The organism is Microseira wollei NIES-4236 (assembly GCF_020521235.1).
GTDB classification, from domain to species: Bacteria; Cyanobacteriota; Cyanobacteriia; order Cyanobacteriales; family Aerosakkonemataceae; genus Microseira; species Microseira wollei.
Genome location: NZ_BLAY01000843.1, coordinates 1 through 211, shown reverse-complemented (window position 1 = coordinate 211; position 211 = coordinate 1). Strand labels below are relative to the sequence as shown.

Below are 211 nucleotides of genomic sequence, written 5' to 3'. Positions count from 1 at the left end.
CCGTGGCGTTTGGTGCGATGGTTGCCGGAAAGTCGCCTTGTAAACTAAACCCTTCTGGCAAGGTGAGATTGCTCAAAGTTAGCGGCGTGGTACTGGTATTTCTCAAGGTGAAGGTTTTGGTTAGATTCCCCCCCACATTCACGTTACCCAAGTCCAGCGGTGTCGAGTTTCCATCGGTGAGTGAGGTATTGCCATCAAGGATTTCGATTTC

General features: G+C 50.2%; 1 protein-coding gene. It reads right to left on the bottom strand.

Annotation, left to right across the window (positions count from 1 at the left end; genetic code table 11):
* A partial coding sequence (locus MiSe_RS50635) for a choice-of-anchor D domain-containing protein (protein WP_226595182.1) occupies window positions 1–211 on the bottom strand: 211 nt, incomplete at both ends.